This window comes from Eubacterium ramulus ATCC 29099 (assembly GCF_000469345.1).
GTDB classification, from domain to species: domain Bacteria; phylum Bacillota; class Clostridia; order Lachnospirales; family Lachnospiraceae; genus Eubacterium_I; species Eubacterium_I ramulus.
Map to the genome: position 1 here is coordinate 51,519 of NZ_KI271135.1, position 22,954 is coordinate 74,472.

General features: G+C 43.9%; 18 protein-coding genes. 8 read left to right on the forward strand and 10 right to left on the reverse strand.

Features of this window, described 5'->3' with window-relative positions:
• Positions 1 to 1,437, reverse strand: a complete 1,437-nt coding sequence (locus HMPREF0373_RS09595) for an NAD(P)/FAD-dependent oxidoreductase (protein WP_021739509.1) — start codon at positions 1,435 to 1,437, stop codon at positions 1 to 3.
• Positions 1,438 to 1,884: 447 nt separating this feature from the next.
• Between HMPREF0373_RS09595 and HMPREF0373_RS09600 the strand changes: the two genes are divergently transcribed.
• From HMPREF0373_RS09600 to HMPREF0373_RS09625, 6 genes are read left to right on the forward strand one after another with little or no spacing between them, the layout of a single operon-like run.
• A complete protein-coding gene (locus HMPREF0373_RS09600; RefSeq protein ID WP_044963753.1) occupies positions 1,885 to 3,108 on the forward strand; it encodes an NRAMP family divalent metal transporter in 1,224 nt (407 codons plus the stop codon).
• A 16-nt stretch (positions 3,109 to 3,124) separates the two neighbouring features.
• Positions 3,125 to 3,853, forward strand: coding sequence for a 5-oxoprolinase subunit PxpB (gene pxpB / locus HMPREF0373_RS09605; protein WP_021739511.1), 729 nt, complete (start codon positions 3,125 to 3,127; stop codon positions 3,851 to 3,853).
• Positions 3,854 to 3,856: 3 nt separating this feature from the next.
• Complete coding sequence (locus HMPREF0373_RS09610) at positions 3,857 to 4,864, forward strand: 5-oxoprolinase subunit C family protein (RefSeq protein ID WP_021739512.1); 1,008 nt, start codon at positions 3,857 to 3,859, stop codon at positions 4,862 to 4,864.
• 32 nt (positions 4,865 to 4,896) lie between these two features.
• Positions 4,897 to 5,331 (forward strand): acetyl-CoA carboxylase biotin carboxyl carrier protein, encoded by a 435-nt coding sequence (gene accB, locus HMPREF0373_RS09615; protein WP_021739513.1) that lies wholly within the window; start codon positions 4,897 to 4,899, stop codon positions 5,329 to 5,331.
• A gap of 12 nt (positions 5,332 to 5,343) precedes the next feature.
• A complete protein-coding gene (accC, locus tag HMPREF0373_RS09620) occupies positions 5,344 to 6,690 on the forward strand; it encodes an acetyl-CoA carboxylase biotin carboxylase subunit (protein WP_021739514.1) in 1,347 nt (448 codons plus the stop codon).
• A 52-nt stretch (positions 6,691 to 6,742) separates the two neighbouring features.
• Positions 6,743 to 7,513, forward strand: coding sequence for a LamB/YcsF family protein (locus HMPREF0373_RS09625; RefSeq protein WP_021739515.1), 771 nt, complete (start codon positions 6,743 to 6,745; stop codon positions 7,511 to 7,513).
• A 91-nt stretch (positions 7,514 to 7,604) separates the two neighbouring features.
• Here HMPREF0373_RS09625 and groL read toward each other — a convergent pair whose 3' ends face one another.
• From groL to HMPREF0373_RS09640, 3 genes are all read right to left on the reverse strand, one after another.
• Positions 7,605 to 9,230, reverse strand: coding sequence for a chaperonin GroEL (gene groL / locus HMPREF0373_RS09630; RefSeq protein ID WP_021739516.1), 1,626 nt, complete (start codon positions 9,228 to 9,230; stop codon positions 7,605 to 7,607).
• Positions 9,231 to 9,254: 24 nt separating this feature from the next.
• Positions 9,255 to 9,539, reverse strand: coding sequence for a co-chaperone GroES (gene groES, locus HMPREF0373_RS09635; protein ID WP_022036466.1), 285 nt, complete (start codon positions 9,537 to 9,539; stop codon positions 9,255 to 9,257).
• 206 nt (positions 9,540 to 9,745) lie between these two features.
• Complete coding sequence (locus HMPREF0373_RS09640; RefSeq protein WP_021739519.1) at positions 9,746 to 10,525, reverse strand: Cof-type HAD-IIB family hydrolase; 780 nt, start codon at positions 10,523 to 10,525, stop codon at positions 9,746 to 9,748.
• Positions 10,526 to 10,837: 312 nt separating this feature from the next.
• Between HMPREF0373_RS09640 and HMPREF0373_RS09645 the strand changes: the two genes are divergently transcribed.
• Positions 10,838 to 11,251, forward strand: coding sequence for a hypothetical protein (locus tag HMPREF0373_RS09645; RefSeq protein WP_021739521.1), 414 nt, complete (start codon positions 10,838 to 10,840; stop codon positions 11,249 to 11,251).
• A gap of 437 nt (positions 11,252 to 11,688) precedes the next feature.
• Positions 11,689 to 13,032: an MATE family efflux transporter gene (locus HMPREF0373_RS09650; RefSeq protein ID WP_021739522.1), complete on the forward strand. Its 1,344-nt coding sequence runs from the start codon at positions 11,689 to 11,691 to the stop codon at positions 13,030 to 13,032.
• 166 nt (positions 13,033 to 13,198) lie between these two features.
• Here the strand turns inward: HMPREF0373_RS09650 and HMPREF0373_RS09655 are convergent, their stop codons facing one another.
• The 6 genes from HMPREF0373_RS09655 to folK form a co-directional block, all read right to left on the reverse strand.
• Positions 13,199 to 14,692 (reverse strand): glutamate synthase subunit beta, encoded by a 1,494-nt coding sequence (locus HMPREF0373_RS09655; RefSeq protein ID WP_021739523.1) that lies wholly within the window; start codon positions 14,690 to 14,692, stop codon positions 13,199 to 13,201.
• A gap of 24 nt (positions 14,693 to 14,716) precedes the next feature.
• Positions 14,717 to 19,261 carry a glutamate synthase large subunit gene (gltB, locus tag HMPREF0373_RS09660; RefSeq protein WP_021739524.1) on the reverse strand — a complete coding sequence of 1,515 codons (4,545 nt, stop codon included), beginning with the start codon at positions 19,259 to 19,261 and terminating at the stop codon, positions 14,717 to 14,719.
• A gap of 347 nt (positions 19,262 to 19,608) precedes the next feature.
• A complete protein-coding gene (gene panF / locus HMPREF0373_RS09665) occupies positions 19,609 to 21,090 on the reverse strand; it encodes a sodium/pantothenate symporter (RefSeq protein WP_044963756.1) in 1,482 nt (493 codons plus the stop codon).
• Positions 21,083 to 21,337: a YhdT family protein gene (locus HMPREF0373_RS09670; protein ID WP_022035535.1), complete on the reverse strand. Its 255-nt coding sequence runs from the start codon at positions 21,335 to 21,337 to the stop codon at positions 21,083 to 21,085. The genes panF and HMPREF0373_RS09670 overlap by 8 nt, the downstream gene beginning before the upstream one ends.
• A gap of 115 nt (positions 21,338 to 21,452) precedes the next feature.
• Positions 21,453 to 22,115: an HAD hydrolase-like protein gene (locus HMPREF0373_RS09675; RefSeq protein WP_021739527.1), complete on the reverse strand. Its 663-nt coding sequence runs from the start codon at positions 22,113 to 22,115 to the stop codon at positions 21,453 to 21,455.
• Positions 22,112 to 22,954: a 2-amino-4-hydroxy-6-hydroxymethyldihydropteridine diphosphokinase gene (folK, locus tag HMPREF0373_RS09680; RefSeq protein WP_021739528.1), complete on the reverse strand. Its 843-nt coding sequence runs from the start codon at positions 22,952 to 22,954 to the stop codon at positions 22,112 to 22,114. The genes HMPREF0373_RS09675 and folK overlap by 4 nt, the downstream gene beginning before the upstream one ends.

Here is a 22,954-nt window from a genome sequence, read left to right on the forward strand (position 1 = left end):
TTACAGTTCCTCCTTATCATATCCGGTCAGGAATCCTGAATTTCTGCCTTTTTTCGTAATCTCACTGATGTCGCATCCAAGTTCCCTTGCAAGGATTTCCACGGTTTTCGGGGAACAGAATCCTGCCTGACATCTTCCCATTCCCGCACGGGTTCTGCGTTTCACTCCATCCAGCGTTGTCGCTCCCAACGGACGGTGGATCGCATCCAGAATCTCTCCTTCTGTCACCATCTCACAGCGGCAGATCACATTCGCATACGCCGGATTTTTCCGGATCATCAGATGGCGTTCTTCCATACTCAGTTCTTCCATGCAGACCACTCCTTTTCTGGTGGATACAAACTCCGGATTATCCTCTGCCGGAAGCAGTTTTTCAATCATTTCTGCCACATAAATGCCAATCGCCGGTGCACTGGAAAGTCCCGGAGATTCAATCCCTGCCACATCGATAAATCCCGGTGCATCTGCCACTTCTTCAATGATAAAATCATTCTTCTCTGTATGTGCACGAAGACCGGCAAATGACGTGATAGTCTGGCGTTTTGGCAGGTTTGGTGTACTTAAGCCCGCACGCTGCTGCAGATCCTCCAGACCTTCTGCTGTGGTTGCGATATTTTCCTTGTCCAATTCGTCCACTGCCGTCGGTCCAAGCATCAGATTACCATGTACGGTCGGCGTTACCAGTACACCTTTTCCATATTTTGTCGGAAGCTGGAAAATCGTATGAGAGACAAATTCGCCTACTTTTTTATCCAGCAGACAATACTCGCCCTTTCGCGGAATGATCTGAATCTTCTGTTCACTGACCATATTGTGAAAAACATCCGCATAAACGCCTGCAGCATTTACTACCAGTTTTGTCTCATACACATGATCCTGCGTGCAGACCTCATAATATCCATCTTTTTTTACAATATTCTGAACTTCCTGGTTCAGGAAAAACTGTACACCGTTTGCACATGCATTTTCTGCCAGTGCGATCGTCAATCCAAAAGGACATACAATGCCGCCTGCCGGCGCATACAGCGCAGCCACGACCTGATCCGACACCTGCGGTTCCATCTGCCGCACTTCATCACCGGAAATGATCTGACATCCTTCCACACCATTTTTCTCCGCTTTTTCCAGTAATTCTTCTAATTTTGATCTGTCCGCATCTTCAAAACAAAGCACCAGCGAACCATTCCGCTTATAAGAAAAATCAAGTTCCTTCGAAAGTGCTTCCATCCTCTTGCTTCCCTGCACATTCATCTTCGCTTTTAATGTTCCGGGTGTTGCGTCAAATCCGGCGTGTACAATGCCACTATTTGCCTTGCTGGTTCCTTCGCAAATATCACTGCAGCGCTCCAATACTGCTACCTTTCTCTTCTTACGCATCAGTTCCCGGGCAATGGCACTTCCTGTCACGCCTGCTCCTATGATCATTACATCATACATAACATTCTTCTCCTTTAACTAATAAAAGCCGAGCAAAAATAAACCACTCTCATGGTTTTTCTTTTTGCTCAGCTCATAATCTCATGCAAATCCCTATGCAATTTCTAAGATTATTTTAGCACTAATTCTGAGAACATACAAGTGACACTTTTCACTTTATTTATAAGTTACAGTTCACACGCGCCATTCGCAAAACGTCCTTTCAGGACTTCTCCGTAGCTACGCTACTACTTTTGCTCATAAAAAGGCGCTCCCTTCTCATTATGTATCCAAATATTTCCTCATGCAAGCATGATCAATATTTGAATACATATGATGAGTGAACTGTAATAATAAAAAAGTTTGTACTTCTTCTTATAATTATGTATAATAGTAACACTATAAAAAATGGACTCTGGAAATTTTTTAACAGTTCTGAGAGTACATATCATACAGAAGGAGATACTTATGAACAAAAACAATCAGAAAAAAAATGCCGGTGCCCTGATCGGTGCCGCATTCCTTATGGCAACTTCTGCCATTGGTCCGGGCTTTTTGACCCAGACCGGAAAATTCACTGACAGCTTACACGGAAGTTTCGGCTTTGTCATTTTGATTTCTATCATACTGGCAGCCATCGTGCAGTTAAATGTATGGCGTGTTTTATGTGTATCCGGCATGCGTGGACAGGATGTGGCAAATAAAGTCCTTCCGGGACTCGGTTATGTAGTAGCTTTCCTGATCGTTGCCGGCGGACTGGTCTTCAATATCGGTAACGTTGGTGGAGGTGCGCTTGGTTTTAACACACTGCTTGGTATCCCGACCACCGCAGGATATTTCCTGGCAGGTGCCATTGCCGTTCTTGTTTTCTTGTTTAAAAATGCTTTAAAAGCTATGGACACACTGACCAAAGTACTTGGCGGACTCATGATCGCTGTTATCTTTGTAGTGATTCTCATTGTTCGTCCACCAGTTGGCTATGCATTAAAAGAAACCGTTGCACCATCTGCACCAATGGGCGATATCTTCCCTGCAATCCTGACATTACTTGGCGGTACTGTCGGCGGATATATCACCTTTGCCGGTGCACATCGTCTGATTGATGCCGGTATCACGAAAAAGGAAAATCTGAGTGAAATCAGAAAAAGTTCTGTCATGGGACTTGGTATCGCAACCATCGTACGTGTACTGTTATTCCTCGCTATCCTTGGTGTTGTCGTTGCTACTGCAACTTCCGGTGCTCATACACTGGATCCGTCCAACCCTGCTGCTGATGCATTCAAAATCGGTGCCGGTGAGATCGGATATCGCTTCTTCGGGCTTGTGCTTTTATGTGCTGCCATCACTTCCATCGTTGGCTGTGCATATACTTCCGTATCTTTCCTGAAGACATTCAGCAAAGTAATCGAAAAAAATGAAAAATGGTTTATTGTCGGATTTATCATCCTCAGCACCATCGTTATGACTCTGATCGGTCAGCCGGCTACTCTGCTCGTTCTGGCAGGTGCCTTAAACGGTCTGATTCTTCCGATCACCCTGGGTGTGTGTCTGGTAGCTTCCAAAAAGAAAACCATCATGGGGGAGGATTACCATCATCCAACCTGGCTGCTGATCCTTGGTATCATTGTTGTTATCATCTCTGCATACCTCGGCATCACCTCCCTTGGAAACCTTGCAACACTTTTTGCATAATGGAGCATGATCAATTATGAAAGAGACAAAAATTCTTACCGCCGGAGATTCCTCCCTGCTCATTCAGTTTGGGCAGGAGATTTCTCCTGAAATCAATGCACAGATCACTGCATTTGTGCATCTGATGAGAGAACAGCATCTGGAAGGTGTCACAGATGTGATCCCTGCTTTCACAAGCCTTCTCATCAACTACGATCCGCGGGTCATTGACTATCGCAAATTAAAACGCCGTCTGGAAAAATTATTAAAACTGGAAGTCAGCAAAAAAGCTTCTTCTTCCCGTATTTTTGAAATTCCGGTATGCTACGGCGGGGAATACGGCCCGGATCTGGAAAATATTGCAAAACATGCAAACCTTACCACACAGGAAGTCATTACTATTCATTCATCCAGTGACTATCTGATCTACATGCTTGGATTTCTGCCTGGATTTTCCTACCTGGGCGGTCTGGATGAGCGTATTCACACTCCACGTCTGGCAAATCCACGTATCCGGATTCCGGCCGGAAGTGTCGGCATTGGCGGTTCCCAGACCGGCATCTATCCACTGGATTCCCCGGGTGGCTGGCAGTTACTGGGACTGACACCGGTTAAAACTTATGATCCGAACCGTGATGTTCCGATTCTTTTTGAAGCAGGTGATTACATCCGTTTCGTCCCGGTCAGTGAATCTGATTTTGCAAACATAAAAAATGAAGTGGATAACGGTACTTATACCTGTACCATTCATCCAAAGGAGGTGTAACCTATGGGCGTTCGTGTATTAAAAGGCGGCATGCTCACAACCGTACAGGATCTTGGAAGAACCGGCTATCAGAGCCAGGGCTTCGGCGTGTCCGGTGTCATGGATGTACGTTCCTTTAAAATTGCAAATCTGCTTCTGGATAATCCGGAAAATGAAGCGGTTCTGGAGTTTACCCTGATGGGACCAACCCTGGAATTCACTTCCGAGACCATCATTGCTATCACCGGCGGTGATTTCCAGCCACAGGTAAATGGTAAGCCGATCAAAAACTATACCGCAGTTTACATACACCGCGGTGATATCTTATCTTTCCGTGGAGCCAGAACCGGAAGCCGCGGCTACATCGCTTTTTCCAGCTACCTGGATATCCCGGTGGTGATGGGCAGCCGTTCTACCAATATCAAATGCTCCATCGGTGGATATAAAGGACGCCGCCTGATGGACGGAGATTATGTCGGTTTCCGTATCAAGCGAAGATATCTACCGTATTACCTGTCCCGCACCCTGGATCTGGATGAATTTGACCAGGATGAGGTGACTTTACGTGTCATCATGGGACCACAGGATAAATCTTTTACCACTGCAGGGCGAAAAACATTCCTGGAATCAGAATATACTGTAACCAGCGAATTTGACCGCATGGGATGCCGTCTGGAAGGGCCTTTTATTGCCTACAAAACGACATCGGATATTATTTCCGATGGAATTGCCTTTGGTTCCGTTCAGGTACCAAGCCACGGAAAACCGATCATTCTGCTTTCTGACCGCCAGACCACCGGAGGATATGCCAAAATTGCCACTGTCATTTCCGTGGATATTCCAAAACTGGTTCAGCGGAAAACAGACCACAAAGTACGGTTTCAGGCAGTTACTGTGGAAGAAGCCCAGCAATTGATGCAGGATGAACTGCACGAACTGCAGGAATTCCGCAAACAAATTTATCAGCCATGTAAAGAGGTACTGGACTGCAGGCTGGTAGCTAAGCGCCTGACAAAGCTGTTCCAGGACTAACTACTGAATAATTAAAGGAGTAACAAATTATCATGGATTTACAACAGATTGAAAAACTTGTACAGATTATTGAAAATTCTTCCATGCTGGAGTTTTCCATCCAGGAAGGCGATACAAAGATCAAAATGAGCCGCCGCGGAACTGCTGGTGTTCCGGGAGAAGCCGCAATCACCATCGCGCAGACAGCACCTGCTGCCCAGGCAGAAGAAGAAGCCGAAGATGAAACTTACATCACATCTCCGATTGTCGGCACTTTCTACTCTGCTCCGTCACCGGAAGCAAAAGCCTTCGTAAAAGTCGGTGACAGAGTCAAAGCCGGCCAGACTGTATGTATTCTGGAAGCTATGAAGCTGATGAACGAAATTGAAAGTGATTTTGACTGTGAAATCGAAGCAGTACTGGTCAGCAATGAACAGAAAATCGAATATGGCCAGCCACTGTTTAAGGTAAAAAAACTGGATGACTAAGGAGGCCTGCTGATGTTTCACAAAATATTAATCGCAAATCGTGGAGAAATCGCAGTCCGCATTATCCGCGCCTGCCGAAACATGGGAATCCGCAGCGTCGCTGTATATTCCAAAGAAGATCAAAACAGTCTTCATGTACAACTTGCGGATCAGCGTGTCTGCATTGGAGAAGGTCCTGCCCGCAACAATTACCTGAATATGGAACGCATTATCACAGCAGCCCGCAATGTCGGTGCTGATGCCATCCACCCGGGATTTGGATTTTTATCTGAAAATGCAGATTTTGTCCGTCTCTGCAACGAATATGGTATCGCATTTATCGGTCCGACTGCAGAAGTCATCAACAGTATGGGAAATAAATCCCATGCCCGCCAGACCATGATGGATGCCAAAGTACCTGTCGTTCCCGGCACAAGAGAACCAGTCTATGATGCTGAAACCGGTGAAAAATTTGCGGATGAGATCGGTTATCCGGTAATGATCAAAGCATCCTCCGGCGGCGGTGGAAAAGGTATGCGCGTGGCACAGTCCAAAGACGAGTTTGAATTTCATTTCAACATGGCACAACGGGAATCTGCAAATGCGTTTGGCGATGATACAATGTACATCGAAAAATATATCGAAAATCCGCGCCATGTGGAAATTCAGATCATGGCAGACAATTTCGGAAACGTAGTTGCACTTGGAGAACGTGACTGCTCGGTACAGCGAAATCATCAGAAGCTGATCGAAGAATCTCCATCTCCTGCCATCACAGAAAAAATGCGTGCTTCCATGAATCATGACGCAATTCTTGCAGCCAAAGCAGTGAATTATACAAATGCCGGAACTGTCGAATTTATCGTAGATCCGAAAGGCACTTACTATTTCATGGAAATGAACACCCGAATTCAGGTAGAGCACGGTGTCACAGAAATGGTCACCGGTACCGATCTGATCATTGAACAGATTCGCATAGCTATGGGAGAACCGTTAAGTTTTTCCCAGAATGATGTCACACCAAAGGGACATGCCATCGAATGCCGCATCAATGCGGAAATTCCGGAGAAAAACTTTATGCCAAGTCCCGGTGTGGTTAAACATCTGCACCTGCCGGCAGGAAACGGCGTCCGTGTGGACACCGCCCTTTACACCGGTTACCGCATTCCTTCCGAATACGATTCCATGATTGCAAAAGTCATTGTACATGCACCGGATCGTAAAGCTGCCCTGCAGAAAATGCGTTCTGCATTGGATGAAATGCTTATCATGGGTGTGGAAACCAACCTGGATTTCCAGTATCGTATTCTGAAAAATCCAGAGTTCTGTGAAGGAAAAGCCGACACCGGCTTTATTGAACGGATTTTGCGTCTGGACTGATAAATCCACAAATGTAAAGCATGATTTTTAATCAGAAAGAGAGGTCTTTACCATGTATCAGGTAGATTTAAATAGTGATCTGGGCGAAAGCTTCGGCCGCTATACCATTGGAATGGATGAAAAAATCATTCCCCTTATTTCCTCTGCAAATATTGCCTGCGGATATCATGCATCCGATCCTGTCGTAATGCTCGAATCCATTGCCCGCACCAAAGAGGCTGGCATCAAGATCGGAGCGCATCCGGGACTTCCGGATCTGATGGGATTTGGCCGCAGAAATATGGCAATTTCCCCAGAAGAAGCCAAAGCTTATACGCTGTATCAGATCAGCGCTCTTGGAGGCATGTGTCAGGCAAACGGAATGCGTCTGCAGCACGTCAAACCACATGGAGCCTTGTACAACATGGCTGCCAAAGATTATGCCCTTTCTCTGGCTATCTGCGAAGCGATCCACGACTATGATCCTGAAATTATTGTTATGGGATTATCTGGAAGTGAAATGATCCGTGCGGCAAAAGACTGTGGCTTAAAAGCAGCCAGTGAAGTATTTGCTGACCGCGGATATGAAGAAGATGGTACGTTAGTAAACCGTCGCAAAGAAGGCGCCATGATCACAGATGAAGATGAGGCTATTGCCCGTGTGATCCGTATGGTAAAAGAAGGCGTTGTCACTGCTGTCACCGGAAAAGATATTCCGATTCAGGCTGATTCTGTATGTGTACACGGAGATGGCGAAAAAGCATTGCTTTTTGTAGAAAAAATCCGTAAAGTACTTACTGAAAATGACGTACAGATCTGTCCGCTCGCCGATATAATTGGCTAAACGATATGTTGTAAAAAAGAAAGTCCAAAAAGCCGTCCCACATGCAAGCATGCGGACGGCTTTTTTGTTAGGGCATATGTGAGCTGTTGAATTACATCATTCCCATTCCCGGTGCACCACCTGCCGGCATTGCCGGAGCTGGCTCTTTGATGTCTGCTACAACAGACTCTGTTGTCAATAATGTAGAAGCAACGCTTGTTGCGTTCTGTAATGCACTTCTTGTAACTTTTACAGGATCAAGGATTCCTGCATCTACCATGTTTACATACTCTTCTTTTGCTGCATCAAATCCGACACCCGGCTCGCTCTCACGAACTTTGTTGATGATGACAGCGCCTTCGAGACCTGCATTTGCGGAAATGTAGAATAACGGAGCTTCCAGAGCTTTCAGGATTACTTTTGCTCCTGTCTTCTCATCACCTTCCAGTGTCTCAGCAAGTTTTGCAACCTCTTTTGTTGCATGGATGTATGCAGATCCGCCACCTGCAATGATTCCTTCCTCTACTGCTGCTTTTGTAGCTGCCAGAGCGTCTTCCATACGCAGTTTGCTTTCTTTCATCTCTGCTTCTGTAGCTGCACCTACACGGATCACTGCTACGCCGCCTGCCATCTTCGCAAGTCTCTCCTGCAGTTTCTCACGGTCGAAATCAGATGTAGTTGTCTCAATCTCTGCACGGATCTGAGCAACTCTTGCTTTAATTGCCTCAGAATCACCCTCACCGTCAACGATGATTGTGTTCTCTTTCTGAACTTTAACAGATTTTGCCTGACCAAGCTGATCTAATGTTACATCTTTTAATTCCAGACCAAGTTCGGAAGAAATTACAGTACCACCTGTCAGGATTGCGATATCCTGCAGCATTGCTTTTCTTCTGTCACCATATCCCGGTGCTTTTACGCCGACAACAGTGATTGTTCCACGTAATTTGTTTACGATCAGGTTTGTTAATGCATCACCCTCGATATCCTCAGCGATGATTAATAATTTTTTACCTGTCTGTAAGATCTGCTCTAACAGTGGTAAAATCTCCTGAATGTTTGTAATCTTCTTATCTGTGATCAGGATGTATGGCTCATCCAGGTTTGCTTCCATTTTATCCATATCAGTTGCCATGTATGCAGAAATATATCCACGGTCAAACTGCATACCTTCTACTAAGTCTAACTCTGTCTGCATTGTCTTGGACTCTTCGATTGTGATAACACCGTCTGCGGAAACTTTCTCCATAGCATCTGCTACCATATTTCCTACTGTCTCGTCGCCAGCGGAGATTGCTGCAACTTTAGCGATATGGTTCTTTCCGTCAACTTTCTGGCTCATAGCTGCGATTGCTTTTACAGCAGCCTCAGTTGCTTTCTTCATACCTCTTCTCATAACGATTGGGTTTGCACCTGCTTCCAGGTTTTTCATTCCCTCTTTAATCATTGCCTGAGCAAGAACGGTAGCGGTTGTTGTACCATCACCAGCTACATCATTTGTCTTTGTAGCTGCTTCTTTTACAAGCTGTGCACCCATGTTCTCGAATGCATCCTCAAGTTCAATGTCTTTTGCGATTGTAACACCATCATTTGTGATCAGTGGAGCACCAAAAGATTTATCCAGAACTACGTTTCTTCCTTTCGGTCCTAATGTAACACGAACGGTATCTGCTAATTTATCTACACCAGCTTCCAGAGCTTTTCTTGCCTCTGATCCATATTTTAATTCTTTTGCCATGATAATTTTCCTCCTTCAATTTTATTACTCTACTACAGCAAGGATGTCATTCTGTCTTACGATGATGTACTCCTCACCCTCTAATTTTACTTCGTTACCTGCATATTTAGAATAAATAACTTTATCACCAGGTTTTACCTGCATGGTTACTTCTTTACCATCTACCATTCCACCAGGTCCTACAGCGATTACTTCTGCTTCCTGTGGTTTCTCCTGTGCACTTGTTGTAAGGATCAGACCGGATTTTGTGGTCTCTTCTGCCTCTACCTGTTTTAATACAACTCTGTCACCTAATGGTACTAATTTCATGATGTGATTCCTCCTTATTCTATATATAAGTTCTATGCTTTCTTTTGTTTTATTAGCACTCATTTCTTCTGAGTGCTAACCGATAGTCATATAATAGTTTTTTTGCACCTGAATCGCAACTAAATGATTTCGTATATATGTGTGTATTTTTTCCACTTTCCTCTTATATACTCTTTTTTTCTTACTTTTTCTCACTTTTTCATTTTTTAAATCAATGCAAAATGCTTCAGTGCATGATAAATACCGTCTTCATGCAACCCCCTGGTTACATAGTCCGCATGCTCTTTAGCCACATCCGTTCCGTCCCCCATCGCAACTCCCACACCGGCAAACTCCAGCATGTCTACATCATTGGCACTGTCACCGAATGCATAGGTATCCTTTACATCAATTCCCAGTTTTTCGCATACAAAAGCAATTCCGCTCGCTTTGCTGTATCCTTTTGGTACTACTTCCATGGCCACATCCCCGTGAACCATAAAATCATAATCATCCTTTAATAATTCGATCACCGCCGGATAATCCCGATCATGGATTAAAACAGAAAACTTACTTGCTTCCCACTGTTCCTCATGCCCTTGAATCGGCAGCATACAGTCTTTCATAACCTCCAGCAGATATCTTCCGTATGCATCTCTGCTGATCTTGTCTGCATCCATGTACAGCATATGGCGGCCTTCCATAACCATGGCAATATCATAATCATAAAATACCTGTACTGCCTTTTTCAATAATTCCCGGTCAATCTCTTTGTACAGCATTTCTTTTCCTTTATATTCTATAAAGGTGCCACAACCGCAGACAATGCCGTCAAATCCCATACCGAGCAGCTCTTCACTGTTGATAAACACGCGTGTCCTTCCACTGCAGAGGAAGGTCTGATGTCCGTTCTCCTGAAGCTGATGAATTGCTTCTTTTGTGCTCTGTGGAATGTTATTGTCCCTGTCCCATAAAGTCCCGTCAATATCAAAAAAAATCGCTGCCATATATGTATGTGTTCCTTTCTTCTTACCTCATTTTTCCTGTTTTCTGATTATAACGGTTTTTACATACAAATGCAAATATTCAGGGTAAGTCATAAAGCACTTTTTCCAGATGAAAAATCGTTCCTTTATTTTGAAGATTTCCTTAATATTCTTTGAATTCACAGTTTCGCCACATCGTACATGCTATAATAAGTAGAAACATGTAAAATCGACAACACATGAGACTTGATACATGATTCTGGTCAATGTAGTCTATTACATTCTTCTCAGAATCATTGCATTTTCTCACCGACATTAAGAGGAGGTTACATTATGGCATATCCACATAAACGGCACCGTTTTCAAAAATTTATTGTTTTTCTGTTTGCTATCGTGATTATTTTACTGGTTAGCTATTTTGTTGCCTTACCAAAAATAAAAACAAAAGCCGCCGGCGTTGTAGCTGAAAAACTTCTGGAGTCACAAATCACATCCGATACATCTGCCATTGCAGGCGTCAATGCCCAGGAAATCCTTGATGCCATGAGCGACACAGACCGTGCAACCGTAGATCAGATCATTACAAATCATATGTCAGCAGATACAATGAAGGAAGCCTCTTCCTACATCACCAGCGGCGATACTGCCGGATTAAAACAATACGCAAAAGATACGCTGACTGCGTCTGAGCTGGAACAGATCAAAGAGCTTTATAATAAGTATAAAGGACAGGTTTCGATGAAGTAAAGCGTAACACTATATTAAAAAGGAGCGGAGAAAACTTACCTTGTTAGCTAACAATCGCTGCCAAGGTAAGTTTTCTCCGCTCCCTTATTTACAACATAATAGCTTACTGAAAACAGTACTGCAATATTTCTTGCGTAACTTGAAAACGCTTATGCCATAGCAAATTTATCATAATAAACAAGTACTTCTCATTCCGATAAATTTAGTTTTTTAATCTTTCACTCTTTTTACTTTATTCAACAACTCCTGATTAGCATTCTTTACAAATCCACAATTATCCCTATATAAAATCCAATTAACAAGTCAAAGTGACAAGATGTCACCCAAAAGTGGTAGATAAAAATATCAATGTGCCATATAATACAATAGAGGATTGCGTTTTGGCAGAGTCCTATGTAAAATAATCGGACAAGGATGAGAAGAAAAAGGAGATTCTTATGGGAACAAATGAAAAAAATATGACCACTGGATCACCTGGAAAACTGATCATTACTTTTGCTATACCACTGATGCTTGGAAATATCTTTCAGCAGTTTTATACGATGGCAGATACCATGATCGTCGGACAGGTGGTAGGGGTTGAAGCACTGGCGGCAGTAGGCGCCGGAGACTGGCTGGTATGGCTGGTGTTCGGTATCATGACAGGTATCACACAGGGTTTTTCTATTCTGGTAGCTCAGTTTTATGGAGCAAGGGAAAAAGAAAATCTGAAATGCGCGGTGGCGAAAAGCTATATCATGACAGCACTGCTTTCTGTGATTGTACTTGCGGTAAGTGAAGGGGCAGTTTATCATGTTCTTTTGTTTTTACAGACACCGGATAATGTCATTGACCTGACAATGCTATATCTTCGGCTGATCTTTGCCGGAATTCCGATCATAGCAGCTTATAATATATTTGCAGCGATTCTTCGAGCACTGGGTAACAGCAAATCTCCACTGATAGCAATGACCGTAGCAGCGTTGATCAATGTGGGACTGGACCTGTTATTTGTGGCAGTTTTTGGCTGGGGTGTAGCCGGAGCAGCAGTGGCGACAGTCATCGCACAGGGATTTTCAGCCCTGTACTGTCTGATGGTGTTACGGAAAATTCCGGATATCCGACTGGAAAAACAGGACTTCTACAGACAGCCGGCAATGAGTCTGCGGCTTTTGAAAGTGGCGACTCCTCTTGCGATCCAGAATGTGATCATCTCTGTAGGGGGGCTTACAGTACAGTATGTAGTCAATGGATTTGGATTCCTGTTTGTAGCTGGATTTACAGCATCAAACAAATTATATGGAGTTTTAGAGATGGCTGCCGTTTCATACGGATATGCAATTACAACCTATGTAGGCCAGAATCTTGGTGCAAAGAAATATCAGAGAATCCGGAAAGGTGTGCATAGCGGAACTTATATGGCATTGCTTACTTCTGTTATGATCTCAGGTGTGATGGTGTTATTCGGACGCAATATATTGTCACTGTTTGTATCCGGCGAACCGGAACAGATCCGACAGGTGTTAGACATTGCATATAAATATTTGTTTATTATGGCAATTTTTCTATGGGTACTGTATCTGCTGTATGTATATCGTTCGGCGATTCAGGGTCTGGGTAATACCCTGATTCCCCTCGCCAGTGGCATTGCAGAATTTGTGATGCGTGTCAGTGTTGCATTATTGTTACCAAAACTGATCGGTGAAGACGGAATTTTTTATGCGGAAATTTGTGCCTGGACCAGCGCAGCTGTTTTATTGTTTATAAGTTATATGATTATTATACGAAAATACAAAGAATAAGGTTTAGAGGAATAAGTTTTTAATATGATATAAAGAACTGCTGCATCACAGATTCATCTATGATGCAACAGTTCTTTTATATTAAGCTGCAATCGCATATATACTTTTCAAAATAATAAAAAAGAGGGATTGTTCATCAATGATAACAAATCACTGCACATCTACACTATTGTACCGAAAGATAAGAATATCCCATCAAGCTCTCATCTACTTCTCTGGCTGCTTCGCGCCCCTCACGGATTGCCCATACAACCAGTGACTGTCCTCTGTGCATATCGCCTGCGGTAAAGACTTTTTTCACATTCGTCTTGTAACGGCCTTCTTCGGTTTCTACGTTTGTTCTGACATTTAATTTCACCCCAAAGGCATCTGCCACATATTTCTCTGTACCAAGAAATCCTGCTGCGATAAGTACCAGATCTGCATCCAGTTTCTGCTCACTGCCTTCCACCGGAACCATGTTCATGCGACCGGTTTTCTCATCTTTTTTCGCTTCCAGTTTTACAGTAATCAGACCTGTCAGATTGCCGTTTTTATCTTTCAAGAACTCTTTTACCGTTGTCTGATAGATTCGCGGATCATGTCCGAATACGGCAATGGCTTCTTCCTGACCGTAATCTGTCTTGCAGATTTTTGGCCATTCAGGCCACGGGTTGTTCGCAGCGCGCTGATCCGGAGCTTTCGGCATCATCTCAAGCTGTGTTACAGATACTGCTCCATGACGAATGCTTGTTCCCACACAGTCATTTCCGGTGTCACCACCACCGATGATCACAACTTTTTTGCCCTTTGCAGAAACAAATTTTTTATCTTTCAGATTGGAATCGAGCAGACTCTTTGTGGTCTGTGACAGGAAATCCACTGCAAAATAAATACCTTTTGCATCTCTGCCCGGTGCATTGATATCACGCGGATTTTTGGCACCGCAGGCAAGTACCACGGCATCATACTCTTTCATAAGTTTTGCTGCTTTTTCGTCTTTTCCCACATTTACTCCGGTGACAAAGTTGATGCCTTCTTCGGTCATCACATTGATTTTGCGGTCAATGATGTGTTTTTCCAGTTTCATATTCGGAATGCCATACATCAGCAGTCCACCCACACGGTCATCACGCTCATATACGGTTACCAGATGACCTCTGCGGTTTAACTGGTCTGCTACGGCCAGACCAGCCGGGCCGGATCCGATGACAGCCACTTTTTTCCCTGTACGCACTTTTGGCGGATTTGCCTTCGCATATCCTTTTTCATATGCATATTCAATAATTCCGTACTCATTGTCCCGCACAGTGACCGGATCGTCGTGCAGACCACAGGTACATGCAGCCTCACACAGTGCCGGGCAGACACGGGATGTAAATTCCGGGAAGTTGTTGGTTTTATGCAGACGCTCGTAAGCCTGCTCCCATGTTCCCATATAGATCAGATCATTCCACTCCGGCACCAGATTGTGCAGCGGACAGCCACTGGTCATGCCCATGAGTGTCATACCTGACTGACAGAAGGGAACGCCGCATGCCATGCAGCGTGATCCCTGAATCTCCTGTTTTTTCTTTGAGAGGTGGATGTGGAATTCATCAAAATTTTTGATTCTTTCTTTCGGTTCAACCGCTTTGCTTACCTCTCGGTCATATTCCATAAATCCTGTTGGTTTTCCCATTTTAATCCTCCTGTTTTACCGAAATTACGCCTGCTGTTCCAAATTTGCATAAAATGCTTCAATCTGAGCCTGCTCTACGTTGTAGCCTTTTTCCTCCATCTGTACGATGGTTGTCAGCATATGATGATAATCATATGGCACTACTTTTTTGAATTTCGGCAGATATTCTCCGAAGTTATCCAGAATTTCTTTTCCTTTTACGGAATTGGTCAAAGCGACATGTTCCTGAATCAGTTCTTTTAATTCCTGTACATCGTATTTGTTGGTCAATTCCTCGGTAAATACCATTTCTTTATTGGTTCTTGTATACAGATCGTTGTCCTCATCCAGTACATATGCGACACCGCCGCTCATACCTGCTGCGAAGTTCTTGCCTGTTTTTCCGATAACAACTACGCGTCCGCCGGTCATATACTCACATCCGTGATCGCCGACACCCTCAACGACTGCAATTGCACCGGAGTTTCTGACTGCAAAACGCTCTCCTGCCACACCGTTGATAAATGATTTTCCGCTGGTTGCACCGTAAAGTGCTACGTTACCGATGACAATGTTTTCATCCTGACGGTATTTGATGCCTTTCGGCGGATATACGACCAGTTTTCCACCGGAAAGTCCTTTTCCGAAGTAATCATTGCTGTCACCTTCCAGCTCCAGTGTCAGGCCGTTCGGAATGAAGGCTCCGAAACTCTGTCCACCGGCTCCGTTACATTTTACCACGTAAGTATCATCTTCCAGTGTATCTTTGTATTTTCTTGTAATCTCAGAACCAAAAATGGTACCAAAGGAACGGTTGATATTAGAAACATTGATTTCAATGCTTCGTTTCTGTTTCTGCTCAAGTGCCGTTTTCATCTGTTTTAACAGCACTTTCTCATCGGCTGTTTTCTGCAGTTCGAAATCGTATACTTTTTTCGGATCAAAGATCACTTTATCCTTTGAGCTTGCAAACGGATTCTCCAGAATGTTCTTCAGATCCAGTTTTGCAGCGTGACCGGTTAAGTTATCACGTACTTTCAGCAGATCAGAACGTCCAACCAGCTCATCTACCGTGCGGACACCAAGTTTTGCCATATATTCGCGAAGCTCCTGAGCGATAAAACGCATGAAATTCATAACATATTCCGGTTTTCCGGCAAAACGTTTTCTCAGTTCCGGATTCTGTGTAGCGATACCAACCGGACATGTATCCAGGTTGCAGACACGCATCATGACACATCCCATTGTTACCAGTGGAGCTGTAGCAAAACCGAATTCCTCGGCACCAAGCATTGCTGCTACAGCAACATCTCGACCACTCATGAGTTTTCCGTCTGTCTCAATGCGGACTTTATTTCTCAGGCCGTTCATGATCAGTGTCTGATGCGTCTCAGCGAGACCAAGCTCCCAAGGAAGTCCTGCGTTATGAATAGAGCTTCTCGGTGCAGCACCGGTTCCTCCGTCATAACCGGAGATCAGGATAACCTGTGCACCGGCTTTTGCAACACCGGCTGCGACAGTTCCGACACCTGCTTCTGATACCAGTTTTACAGAAATTCGTGCTCTTGTGTTTGCATTTTTCAGGTCAAAGATCAGCTGTTCCAAATCCTCGATGGAATAAATATCGTGATGAGGCGGCGGTGAGATCAGACTTACACCCGGTGTGGAAAGTCTTGTTTTTGCAATCCACGGATATACTTTTTTACCCGGTAAATGTCCACCTTCTCCCGGTTTTGCGCCCTGTGCCATTTTGATCTGAATTTCCTGCGCGCTGACAAGGTAACGGCTGGTTACACCAAATCGTCCGGAAGCAACCTGTTTGATAGCAGAGCACCGCTCCGTATCCAGTCGTTCCAGGCTCTCACCACCTTCACCGGAATTGGATTTACCATGTAACCGGTTCATGGCGATGGCAAGTGTCTCATGAGCTTCCTGTGAAATAGAACCGTAGGACATCGCACCTGTTTTAAATCTTGTCACAATAGAGTCAACACTTTCTACTTCATCGATTGGGATGCCTGACTTCGGATATTTGAAATCAAGGGTTCCACGGATATTCATAATGTCGGTCTCATTATTGACCAGCTTTGTATACTCTTTAAATAAATCATAATCCCCACGTTTTGTGGACTCCTGCAGCAGATGGATCGTCTGTGGATTGTACAGATGTTTCTGTGCTCCGCTGCGCATCTTGTGATGTCCTTTGCTGTCCAGTGTCAGCTCCGTCTGCAATCCAAGCGGATCGAATGCCATGGAATGCAGCTCATTGACATCATTTTCAATATCAGAAATCGTGATACCGCCGATTCTGCTGACAGTATCCGTAAAATATTTATCAATGACGCTTCGATCAATACCGATAGCTTCAAAGATTTTTGATCCCTGATAGGACTGGATTGTGGAAATACCCATCTTGGAAGCAATTTTTACAATTCCATGTAATACTGCAGAGTTGTAATCATTGATCGCAGCATAATAATCTTTATCAAGCAAATGATCATCTACCAGCTGCTCAATCGTATCCTGCGCCAGATATGGGTTGATGGCACAGGCACCGTAACCAAGCAGTGTTGCAAAATGGTGGATCTCACGCGGCTCACCACTCTCCAGGATCATTGCCACTGCAGTTCTTTTCTTTGTCTGGATCAGATGCTGCTGCATTGCAGAAACTGCCAGCAGTGACGGAATTGCCACATGGTTCTCATCCACGCCACGATCGGACAGGATCAGGATGTTTGTGCCGTCACGGTATGCACGGTCTGCCTCTACAAACAGGCGGTCAATGGCTTTCTCCAGACTTGTGTTTTTATAATAAATAATCGGAACAACACCAACTTTGAAACCTTCTTTTTTCATATGTTTGATTTTCAGAAGGTCAGTATTTGTCAGGATCGGATTTTTGATCTTCAGTACCTGACAGTTTTTCGGCTCTTCCTCCAGAATGTTTCCATCTTCACCAACATAAACTGTTGTGGATGTGACAATCTCCTCACGGATAGCATCGATTGGCGGGTTTGTAACCTGTGCAAACAGCTGTTTGAAATAGTTAAACAGCGGCTGATGATCATCGGATAATACAGCCAGCGGTGTATCTATACCCATAGCTGCGGTAGATTCCGCACCGGTTTTTGCCATCGGAAGCATGACTGTCTTTACAGACTCATAAGAATAACCAAAGGCTTTCTGGATGCGGTGCAGATCATCGCCGGTGTAACGCGGTACACGCACATTCGGAATTTTCAGATTTTTCAATTCTACCAGGTATTCATCCAGCCACTGTCCATAAGGACGTTTGCCCGCATAAGATTCTTTCAGCTCATCATCATCGATGACACGGCCTTTGACGGTATCAACCAGAAGCATTTTGCCCGGACGCAGACGGTCTTTTGTAACAACCTTCGTCGGATCCACATCCAGCACACCTACTTCAGATGCAAGGATCAGATAATCATCATCTGTAATGTAATAACGGGACGGACGCAGACCATTGCGGTCAAGGACAGCTCCCATAATATCTCCATCACTGAATACGATGGATGCCGGGCCATCCCATGGCTCCATCATCGTTGCATAATACTGATAAAAATCTTTTTTCTTCTGACTCATCAGATGATTGTTTGCCCACGGCTCCGGAATAGTGATCATAACCGCCAGTGGAAGTTCCATACCACTCATTACCAGGAACTCCAGTGTATTATCAAGCATTGCGGAATCGGAGCCGGATGTATTGACTACCGGAAGTACCTTGGATAACTGACCTTTCAGATGTTCAGACTCCATGGTCTCCTCGCGGGCCAGCATCTTATCGGAGTTACCCTTGATCGTATTGATCTCACCATTATGTACCATAAAGCGGTTCGGATGTGCACGCTCCCAGCTCGGATTTGTATTTGTAGAGAATCTGGAATGAACCATTGCAATGGCAGATTCATAATCCGGATCCTGCAGATCTTTGAAAAACAAACGCAGCTCGTTTACGAGGAACATTCCTTTGTAAACAATCGTTCTGCTTGACAGTGATACTACATAGGTATTGTCGTTAGACTGTTCAAAAACGCGGCGTGCCACATACAGGCGGCGGTCAAAATCCAGACCTTTTTCCACATCATCCGGACGTTTGATAAACGCCTGCATAATGTATGGCATGCAGTCTACAGCTTTCTGTCCAATGACTGTCGGATCCGTCGGCACTTCTCTCCATGCCAGCAACTCTAACCCTTCTTTTTCAATGATGACTTCAAACATCTTTTTCGCCTGATTGCGTTTTAACTCGTCCTGTGGGAAGAAGAACATACCAATTCCGTAATCTCTTTCTTCACCTAAAAAGACGCCGAGGGATTTCATGGTTTTGGAGAAGAATCTGTGAGATATCTGTAACAGAATACCTACTCCATCACCAGTTTTTCCTTCGGCGTCTTTGCCAGCTCTATGTTTTAAGTTTTCAACAATTTTTAATGCGTTCTCAACCGTCTGATGTGTTTTCACACCTTTAATGTTTACCACAGCACCAATACCGCAGTTATCATGCTCGAACCTTGGATCGTACATGCCGACAGCCTTGGCGTTGCTCTCGTTCATATGAAGTTTCATAACATCTTCCTTTCTGTAATCCGTTACATACGCTTTTTTACATGTATTAACGCAAACTGATTGATTGGGTATACTATACCGCTTTTTTTTTTAATTGTAAACCCACTTTTTTTCTCAAATTGTCAGATAGTCAGATAATTCTTTTTTAATTATATTGTTGTTTCTAAATTATTTTAATTATCTGTCCATTTTGTTTTATATCGCACAATTTCACTTTGTATTTCTTTATAAAAAAATTTACCTGTAAGAATCAAATTCATGTATTACAGGTAAATTTTTCGAATTTTATATTCAATTCATTCTTTTTCGGGAATGTTGGCTAAAATATAATATTGTGAATGACGAAATCAGAAGTACAGTTTTAAAACTGTATCGTCAGTTTTTTTGCCAACTACGGAACCAATCACCATGCAAAGCAGTGATACACTGATGCCAATCAGAATCTGGTGCAGATTCGCGATTTTCCATCCAAAGAACATGGTCACACAATAGCATACCGCACCACCGATGATTGCACTGATCGCTCCGGCTTTGTTTGCTTTTTTCCAGAACATACCAAGCAAGAAAATCCAGAAAAATGCACTTTCCAGTCCACCAAAGGCAAACATATTGATCTTCCAGATCACACTTGGCGGATTGATGGAAATTCCAAAAATAATAAGTCCGATCACCAAGGTACAGATCTGGCTGAGCATCGTTGTTGTTTTTTCAGATACTGCATGTCCCTTTTTCTCTTTCTCATGCATATACACATCTTTTACGATGGAAGATGTCGTGCTCAGCAGCAGAGATGAAATTGTGGAAATGGATGCTGCGATTGGTCCAATGATACAGATTCCGGCCACTAATGGTTTTAAGGAACCTGCAATAGCAAGCGGAATGATATTATCCACACTGTTTCCATAGTCTGACAGATTTCCGGTCAGAACACCTGCGGATAATACACCAATAAAGTTCATGCCGATATTCATAGCGCCGACAACAACGGTACCAAGAATAATCGCATGATGCAGCGATTTTGTATCTTTGTAGCTTAAACAGCGCACTGCTGATTGCGGTAATCCCAATGTAAAGATACCAACCAGCATCCACTGGGAAATGTACAGACTCACCGGCATATTTCCACCGGATAATGGCTCCAGCATCTCAGGCTTTGTAGCCGCGATGTTTTCCATAATGTTCTCATAGCCGCCGCCCTGACGGATAATGCCAATGAGCAAAATCACCATACCTGCCAGCATAACTACCGCACAGATGGCATCTGTAATCGCTACGCCGCGAAATCCACCGACAGTCGTGTAGATAACAACAACCAGGCCGAATACGATCAAACCCGTGAGATAAGAATATCCTGTGACTGCCTCAAATAATTTCGCACCACCTACAAACTGAGCAACCATCGTTGCCGCGAAGAAAATAACGATGATAATTGCGGAAATATTTGCCAGCACATCAGACTGATACCGATGTCGGATCACATCAATAATGGTCACTGCATCAATTTTTCGTGAAACCATCGCCATTTTTTTACCAAGGATACCAAGCACCAACAATAACGCTGTCACCTGAACGACGGACATATAGATCCATCCGAATCCAATGCTCCATGCCTGTCCCGGTCCGCCGACAAAGGAACTTACCGAACTGTAAGTTGCAACGGTGGTCATCGCCAGTACAAAGCCTCCCAGACTACGGGAACCGATAAAATAATCTTTTACAAAGCCTTCGGAGGCTTTTTTTGCAGATGCCCGGCGCACATAAATACTTACGATCAACATAATGATCATAAAAACAAACACCGGCATCAATGCCAGAATATTCTTATTCATCTGCATTTTCCTCCTCCAGATCAAAGTCTTTAAATACGCGTTTCATCAGATATACAACGACAATAATGGAAAATATCCATGTGCCGATACATCCTGTGACAGCCCATAACGGAGTATGGAAAATAGTGATATGTAACTTGCTTACTCCAAACCCTGCAACTATCCAGAACACGATAATTGCAATGACTGCCCAAAGGACAGATTTCGCCTCTTTTGCGATCTGCCGCAATTTTTCCTTTCGCTTCATGACGTCCTCCCTCATTTTTTGGCTCGTGTCAACGATTCCACAGTTCACTCAGTTTCGTTCTGATTTTTCATCTCTGATTAATTATACACAGACATAAAAACTTATCTATTATAACTTATACCAATGCTTCCCGCAATGCTTTCTGGTCTTCATATACGGCCACAGCACCTGCGTTCCACATTTCTTCTGCGCCTCCGAATCCATAGCCTACTCCGATGCAGTCAATACCGCCTTCCTTTGCACCATCCGCATCATAATGCGTATCTCCGATCAGCACTGTTTGTTCTTTGGAAAAATCCACATACTGTGCTTTCATCCGTCGAAATGCTTCCTGCAATACTTCAATTTTTGTATCAATTCTGCCATCATGACTGGCACCGACTACTTCATCTAATTCTGTCAGCAGATCAAATTTTTCCAGCACCTGGCGGCACTGTGCCTCCGGCTTGGATGATGTGATGACCTGAATGTATCCTGCTTCTTTGAAAGTCTGAATTGTCTCACGTACGCCTTCAAATAATTCACACTCATATACTCCGATCGGTATATAGCGCTCCCGATAGCGCACAATTGCTTTTTCTGCTTCTTCCTCACTGAGTCCGCAATATGTTGTAAAAGAAAAACGAAGCGGCGGTCCGATAAACTTCCGCAGTTCCTCCTCTCCTTCCAGATGGATTCCGTATGGTTCCATGGCATATTTCACACAGTTTGTCACACCCTCATAAGTATTCGCCAGTGTGCCATCCATATCCCAGAAAATAAACTTATACTTCTTCATTCATTACTCCATTTATTCTGTGTCTTGCTGATCAGTTCCTGACGAAGCTGCGCAACGGTCTTATGCAACACCGGATGGACCTTTCCCGGGCAAAGCATGTAGAGTGGTTCCAACACAAACAATCTGTTCTGCATATCGATATGCGGAATGATCAGTTCTGACTCTGCCACGATTTCATCATCATAAAATACAATATCCAGATCGATGGTGCGCGGTCCCCAGTGAATCACACGCTCCCGCCCAAGTTCTGCCTCAATTTTATGGATGACGATCAGCAACTCCTGCGGTGTAAATAATGTCTCAAGTTCGATGGCACCATTTAAAAAAGCAGGCTGCTCTGTATAGCCATACGGAGCTGTCTCCATCAATTTTGACACTTTCAGATTGCGGATTTCACTGCATTCCTGCAAAAGTCTCACTGCTGCCCGCAAAAACTGCTGGCGTTCTCCAAGATTTGAACCTGCAGAGAGATAGACTGTATGCCAGCCGCGGCTGATCTCCACCGATACATTTTCCAGAGGCAATCCGATCGGTGCCCAGGGTTTCCGAATCTCCAGATCCAGTTTCTGTAAAAGCGGATATTCCATCAGCATAGCCTGTGCCATATGCTCTGCTACCGCTTCAATCAGTTTAAATGTATGATTTTGCATGTAACCTGTAATAAAATGACAAACTTCACCATAGTTGATAGATTTTTCCAGGTCATCTGAATAACCGGCTGCACGCGTATTTGTGTACATTGTTGCATTTACCAGAAATTTCTGTCCCAGTTTTGTTTCCTCGGAAAACACCCCATGGTGTCCGAACACTTCCAGATTCTGTATTTTTATACGATCCAT

Bases quoted from the DNA above. Each gene is read 5' to 3' on its own strand.
- HMPREF0373_RS09595 (WP_021739509.1), bottom strand. From the start codon at position 1,437: ATGTATGATGTAATGATCATAGGAGCAGGCGTGACAGGAAGTGCCATT.
- pxpB (WP_021739511.1), top strand. From the start codon at position 3,125: ATGAAAGAGACAAAAATTCTTACCGCCGGAGATTCCTCCCTGCTCATT.
- HMPREF0373_RS09650 (WP_021739522.1), top strand. From the start codon at position 11,689: ATGGGAACAAATGAAAAAAATATGACCACTGGATCACCTGGAAAACTG.
- HMPREF0373_RS09640 (WP_021739519.1), bottom strand. From the start codon at position 10,525: ATGGCAGCGATTTTTTTTGATATTGACGGGACTTTATGGGACAGGGAC.
- HMPREF0373_RS09670 (WP_022035535.1), bottom strand. From the start codon at position 21,337: ATGAAGCGAAAGGAAAAATTGCGGCAGATCGCAAAAGAGGCGAAATCT.
- HMPREF0373_RS09675 (WP_021739527.1), bottom strand. From the start codon at position 22,115: ATGAAGAAGTATAAGTTTATTTTCTGGGATATGGATGGCACACTGGCG.
- groL (WP_021739516.1), bottom strand. From the start codon at position 9,230: ATGGCAAAAGAATTAAAATATGGATCAGAGGCAAGAAAAGCTCTGGAA.
- accC (WP_021739514.1), top strand. From the start codon at position 5,344: ATGTTTCACAAAATATTAATCGCAAATCGTGGAGAAATCGCAGTCCGC.
- accB (WP_021739513.1), top strand. From the start codon at position 4,897: ATGGATTTACAACAGATTGAAAAACTTGTACAGATTATTGAAAATTCT.
- HMPREF0373_RS09655 (WP_021739523.1), bottom strand. From the start codon at position 14,692: ATGGGAAAACCAACAGGATTTATGGAATATGACCGAGAGGTAAGCAAA.
- HMPREF0373_RS09625 (WP_021739515.1), top strand. From the start codon at position 6,743: ATGTATCAGGTAGATTTAAATAGTGATCTGGGCGAAAGCTTCGGCCGC.
- panF (WP_044963756.1), bottom strand. From the start codon at position 21,090: ATGAATAAGAATATTCTGGCATTGATGCCGGTGTTTGTTTTTATGATC.
- groES (WP_022036466.1), bottom strand. From the start codon at position 9,539: ATGAAATTAGTACCATTAGGTGACAGAGTTGTATTAAAACAGGTAGAG.
- gltB (WP_021739524.1), bottom strand. From the start codon at position 19,261: ATGAAACTTCATATGAACGAGAGCAACGCCAAGGCTGTCGGCATGTAC.
- HMPREF0373_RS09610 (WP_021739512.1), top strand. From the start codon at position 3,857: ATGGGCGTTCGTGTATTAAAAGGCGGCATGCTCACAACCGTACAGGAT.
- folK (WP_021739528.1), bottom strand. From the start codon at position 22,954: ATGGATCGTATAAAAATACAGAATCTGGAAGTGTTCGGACACCATGGG.
- HMPREF0373_RS09645 (WP_021739521.1), top strand. From the start codon at position 10,838: ATGGCATATCCACATAAACGGCACCGTTTTCAAAAATTTATTGTTTTT.
- HMPREF0373_RS09600 (WP_044963753.1), top strand. From the start codon at position 1,885: ATGAACAAAAACAATCAGAAAAAAAATGCCGGTGCCCTGATCGGTGCC.